The sequence below is a fragment of the Mycobacterium sp. genome, assembly GCF_052144515.1.
Classification (GTDB): Bacteria; Actinomycetota; Actinomycetes; order Mycobacteriales; family Mycobacteriaceae; genus Mycobacterium.
This window is the reverse complement of record NZ_JBKQQD010000506.1, coordinates 1-4,651: the sequence shown is the minus strand read 5'-3', so window position 1 is coordinate 4,651 and position 4,651 is coordinate 1. Positions and strand designations below refer to the sequence as shown.

Below are 4,651 nucleotides of genomic sequence, written 5' to 3'. Positions count from 1 at the left end.
GCCAAGGGCGGCCAGCCTCGCCCGCCAGTAATCGTCGTCGCTGAACGCCGAATGGACTTGTTCGACGCTGGCCGCGGATTCGAACGATACATCGAATGAACGCGGCATAGCACGGAAGGCTACCGTTATCGGCCGGGGCACGGATCGCTATGTCAAGGTAAATCGGCCCCACTGTGACGGAGGTAATTGACCCCAGCGTGAGTTGCCGGTGAGGTTCTGGCCGGGCGGCCCATATTTATCTCTCGATGAGGATGTACGCGCCGCAGACGGTGAGCAGCATGGCCCCTTGTACGCGGGTCAAGTGGCAGAGAGGCGGAATGGGCCGTTTTGCGGCGATGTCACCGCCGATGGTTCCGGGTGCGGGACGGATGGCTGTCTCGCGTGGTGCTTAAGTCCAGCGGGGAGAGCAGCGCCATGACGGCTTGTTCGATGAGGTCGGGCGCCCGCGGGGGTATTGGCTTTCCGGCCAGCAGGTATCTGCGCACCGTCGCGTAAGGGAGGTCGATCAACGCGATCAGCAGCCGGTCGGAGTCGGCTCTGTCCAGTCTCTGCCCCAGACAGCGGAGGGCGGCCTGGAGAACCGCATTGGTCTGATTCGCCAACTCCTGCGCTGGTTGTGACCACCCGGAAATGCCGAACTCGGTGGCCCCGGCGAGCAGCACACGGGCTTCGCTCGGATTGCGGGACGACCATTCGACCACATACCGGGCAGCGCCCACTGCGGCCTGCATCGGCGGATCGGAGCTCAGAACCTCGACCAGGCCGGACTGGAACCGGTCGAGCGTTCGTGACCAGAGCGCAGCTAGCAGGGCGGGCCGGTCAGGGAAGCGGTGATACACCGACCCGCTCGGCGCCCCAACCTTCCGTGCCACTGCGGCCATCGTCACACTCGGCGGACCCGACTCGACGACGAGGGCGACGGCGGCATCGAGCAACTTGTCGACGTCGTGCTTCGGCGGCCTTCCCACGTAATAGAGACTATGGTCTAATTATTTTAGAGAGTTAACTCTAAAAAATGGGAGGGGTATGGCCGTCGTCAACCTACACACGCGAGAGATTGAGGCGACCCCATCAGAGGTTGGTGCGGTCTTGGACTCATTAAGCAGCGAAACCGATACGCTCTGGCCACGTGAGAGCTGGCCGCCCATGCGATTCGACCGAGCGCTGGGGGTGGGCGCCGCCGGCGGACACGGGCCGATCCGCTATCGAGTCGAGGCCTACGTGCCCGGACAATGGATCCGGTTCCGCTTCACCGCCCCACGCGGGTTCGACGGCTTTCATGAGTACACCGTCCACCCGTTATCGGACCACGGCGCCGTGCTGCGGCACCTCCTCGCAATGCGGGTGCACGGGGTAGCAAGGCTCACGTGGCCGCTGGCCTTCCGGTGGATGCACGATGCCTTGATCGAGGACAGCCTGGACCATGCAGAGCGAACCGTCACCGCGACGATCCACCACACGGCACGCTGGAACATCTTCGTCCGCCTTCTGCGCGCGGTGTCGAGACGGGTCTTGGCTTAGCGCCAGTGCTAACCGCTGGTCGAGACAGAGAAATTTGGGCCCCTGGCCCCCAATCTGACTGACGGTGCACGTCTTTATCGCCACGGAAGTCCGCGATCGGTGGCCGTAGCCGCAGGGCGGTGCGCGAGGGTGGTGAAGCCGAGGGCGTCGAGGAACCAGCCGAGACCGCCGTGCTGACCGTGCTCGGCGAGGAACTGGCTTAGCTCGGTGTGCACGATTGGGCTGGCCTGGCGGAGGAACTGTTCGCAGAGTTCGAGCAGCTCAGTGGTGATCAGGTCGGGCGCAACGCCGAACTGGACGTCGGGATCGGGCGCGGGTGCAGGCGCGAACTCCAGGTGCATACGGATCCCTTTCGGGGAGGATTGGTGGATCAGGTGGTGGCCCGTGCCGCGCGGGCATGGGCCAAGCGGTAGGACTCGGTGCCGGTCTCAATGATGTTCCCCGCGAACGTCAAACGGTCAACGATCGCCGCGCACAGCCGCGGATCGGTGAAAGTCTTCGTCCAGCCCGAGAAGGACTCGTTGCTCGCGATCGCCACGCTGGCGGTTTCCTCCCGCTCAGTGAGAACCTGGAACAGCATCTCGGCGCCGCGGCGATCGAGTTGCATATAGCCCAGCTCATCGATACACAGCAGATCCACCCGGCCGTAGCGGGCGATGGTTTTGGCGAGTTGGCGTTCGTCGGCGGCTTCGACGAGTTCGTTGACCAGTTTGGTGGCCAGGGTGTAGCGGACCCGGAAACCGTCTTGGGCTGCCGCGGTGCCCAACCCGATAAGCAGGTGCGTTTTACCGGTACCGGAGTCACCGATCAAACACAACGGCTCGCCCTTCTTGATCCATTCGCAGCGGGCCAAGGTGTGGATGGTGGCCGCGTTGATGGCCGGGTTTGCGTCGTAATCGAAGTCAGCGAGCCACTTTTCGCGGGGAAACCCCGCCGCACGGACCCGGCGCACCGTGCGGCGTCGATCCCGGTCGTCGCACTCAGCCAGCAGCAGCTCGGCGAGGAATCCGCGGTAGGTCAGCTGCTCGCGTTCGGCGGCATCGGCGATCTCGGTGAAGCGGGAGCGGATGGTAGGCAACCGCAGTGATCGACACGCTTGATCGACCGCGGCGTCCGCGGCTTGCTCGGTCATCGCCCGACGCCGGCGGGTGGACTGGCTACTCATGACACCTCCGACCCTTCAGCCGACGTTGTCTGCTGCGCGGTGCGGCGGGTCAACAACTCGTCGTAGGCGGCCACCGTGGGCAGTGCTCGAGTGTCGGCGAGAAGCCCGGCGATCACCGCGGCGGGGTCGCCCAAGCGTCGTTCAGTCAGGCTGATCACCCGCTGGGCGGGTACCGACACCGATCCGACATCGTCCTGGGATGAAAAGTCCTGAGATGGGCGGTTCTCGGCGATCCGGCGGGCCTCCACGGCCACCACGTCGGCGCGGGCCGCACCGATGCCGGTCGCCGCCGCCAGCCCGCTGACCACATCCTGGTGGGGCAGGTGGCGGTGCAACAGCAGCACCTCAACCAGCTCACGGGTGCCCGCGGCGTCACCGTGAGCGCGCCGCGCTGCGGCCCAGAACGCCTCATGCTCGGCGGTGAACGCACCGGAGCGCCGGGCTTGCGCTGCAGGATCTCCAGGTAATGATCCAGCACCACCGCGGTCGAGCCCTTCACCGTGGACCGCTCATGGCGGGCCACCTCGAGGCGGCGGTCGAATGCGATCACCTCATCAGCGGTCAGCAGCACCCGGATCCGCCGCCCGATGAACCTGGCCGGCACCGAATAGGTGGACTGGCGCACCGTGATCCGGGCGTAGCGATCCACCAACGGCGCCAAACTCAACCCGGTCTCGAACACCTCACTGGGCAGCGGCCGCAGCAGCGGCGCTTCCAGGGCGAAGTCTTGGCCGACGGTGCGGACCCGGTTAGTGATCCGCCGATGATCATCAGCGCGGTCCGCAGCCACAGCCGGGCGTTAAGCTGCGCCAAGCTGTCGACTTTGGGCACGGGGACAAGATGGGTGCGCCGGAACCGGCCGCCTTCTCCTTCGACCCCACCCTTCTCATCGCCCCGCCAACCCCGGGTTGGCAATAGAAGGCATCAAACCCCATGTGTGACCGAAACAGCACCCACCGATTGGATTCAGACCGGTTGCGCCCAAACAGGACTCGTGATACCGCCGACTTGAGGTTGTCGTAGCGGATCTTGTCGAACGGCACCCCGCCCAGCTCGGTGAACGCATGCTGATGGCCGTCGAGGAACGCTTCCTGACCCTGCGTGCCAAAGGCTTTGTGCACCGCACGCCCGCTGCACGAGAGCCGCAACGTGAACAGGAACACCTTCGTGCGCACCCCACACAGATCGATCCACAGATCAGCGAAATCGACCTCGGCTTCTGCTCCGGGCAGATGCGTCTGCGGGACGAACCCAGCCTCAATGGCCCGACCGGCTTCCGCGGCGATCTCGGGTCGACGCCGGGCCACATAGTCGCGCACCGAGGAATAGGACACCTCGAGCTGATGCTCATCGACCAGCCGGGCCAGCACCCGCCGCGCGGTGTGACGTTGCTTGCGGGGCGCATCCAGGTCCACGCGCAGCATCGCGTCGATCAACCGTTTGGCCGCATCCAACCGCGGCGCCGGGAAACTCCGCGGCGGTGGCGTCGGTGAGGCCAACGCCTGGCGCACTGTCCGCCGGTGCACCCCATGGCGAGCGGCCAACTCCCGGATCCCCAGGTCCTCCCGGGGGGCATAGCGGCGGATCGCCTCATACAGCTCCACCCTCGACCCCAAGCCGACCCCCAACATCGTGGTTGCTAACAGCATCACGCCGGAGCGACCAGGAAGGGGCCAACACGCCCTGTCACACCGCCCCGGGCGTGTCGCAAGTGGGGCCAATTACCTCCGTCACTCAATCGTCAAAGCGACCTGGGTGGGGCCAATTACCTCCGTCACAGTGGGACCCACTAACGCTGACATAGCCAGGGCACGGATCGCTATTAGACGACCCGGTGCGCGCGCGCCCACATCCCGCTCCGCATGCTATCCCTCGGCGCTCCTCGTTAGCCGCCGGTTGCAGACATGAGACCATCCGACGCCGCGTGCGAGCGACAGCAAGAATCGAGGCCACCGTCCCATGAGT

General features: G+C 65.5%; 4 protein-coding genes and 1 pseudogene. 1 reads left to right on the top strand and 4 read right to left on the bottom strand.

Features of this window, described 5'->3' with window-relative positions; translation table 11 throughout:
* Positions 1 to 338 precede the first annotated feature (338 nt).
* Complete coding sequence (locus ACLP9N_RS34045) at positions 339 to 968, bottom strand: TetR/AcrR family transcriptional regulator (RefSeq protein ID WP_442411510.1); 630 nt, start codon at positions 966 to 968, stop codon at positions 339 to 341.
* 178 nt (positions 969 to 1,146) lie between these two features.
* Here ACLP9N_RS34045 and ACLP9N_RS34040 point away from each other — a divergent pair, with 178 nt between their 5' ends.
* The gene (locus tag ACLP9N_RS34040) at positions 1,147 to 1,521 is read left to right on the top strand and encodes a hypothetical protein (RefSeq protein WP_442388258.1); all 375 of its coding nucleotides are present in this window, start codon (positions 1,147 to 1,149) and stop codon (positions 1,519 to 1,521) included.
* Positions 1,522 to 1,595: 74 nt separating this feature from the next.
* On the opposite strand, the gene ACLP9N_RS34035 is transcribed toward ACLP9N_RS34040, so the two are convergent.
* The 3 genes and pseudogenes from ACLP9N_RS34035 to istA form a co-directional block, all read right to left on the bottom strand.
* Positions 1,596 to 1,862 (bottom strand): hypothetical protein, encoded by a 267-nt coding sequence (locus ACLP9N_RS34035; RefSeq protein WP_442388256.1) that lies wholly within the window; start codon positions 1,860 to 1,862, stop codon positions 1,596 to 1,598.
* Positions 1,863 to 1,891: 29 nt separating this feature from the next.
* The gene (gene istB, locus ACLP9N_RS34030; protein ID WP_442388254.1) at positions 1,892 to 2,686 is read right to left on the bottom strand and encodes an IS21-like element helper ATPase IstB; all 795 of its coding nucleotides are present in this window, start codon (positions 2,684 to 2,686) and stop codon (positions 1,892 to 1,894) included.
* Positions 2,683 to 4,302 (bottom strand): annotated as a pseudogene (gene istA, locus ACLP9N_RS34025) (IS21 family transposase). Before istA ends, istB begins: the two are co-directional and overlap by 4 nt.
* Positions 4,303 to 4,651 lie beyond the last annotated feature (349 nt).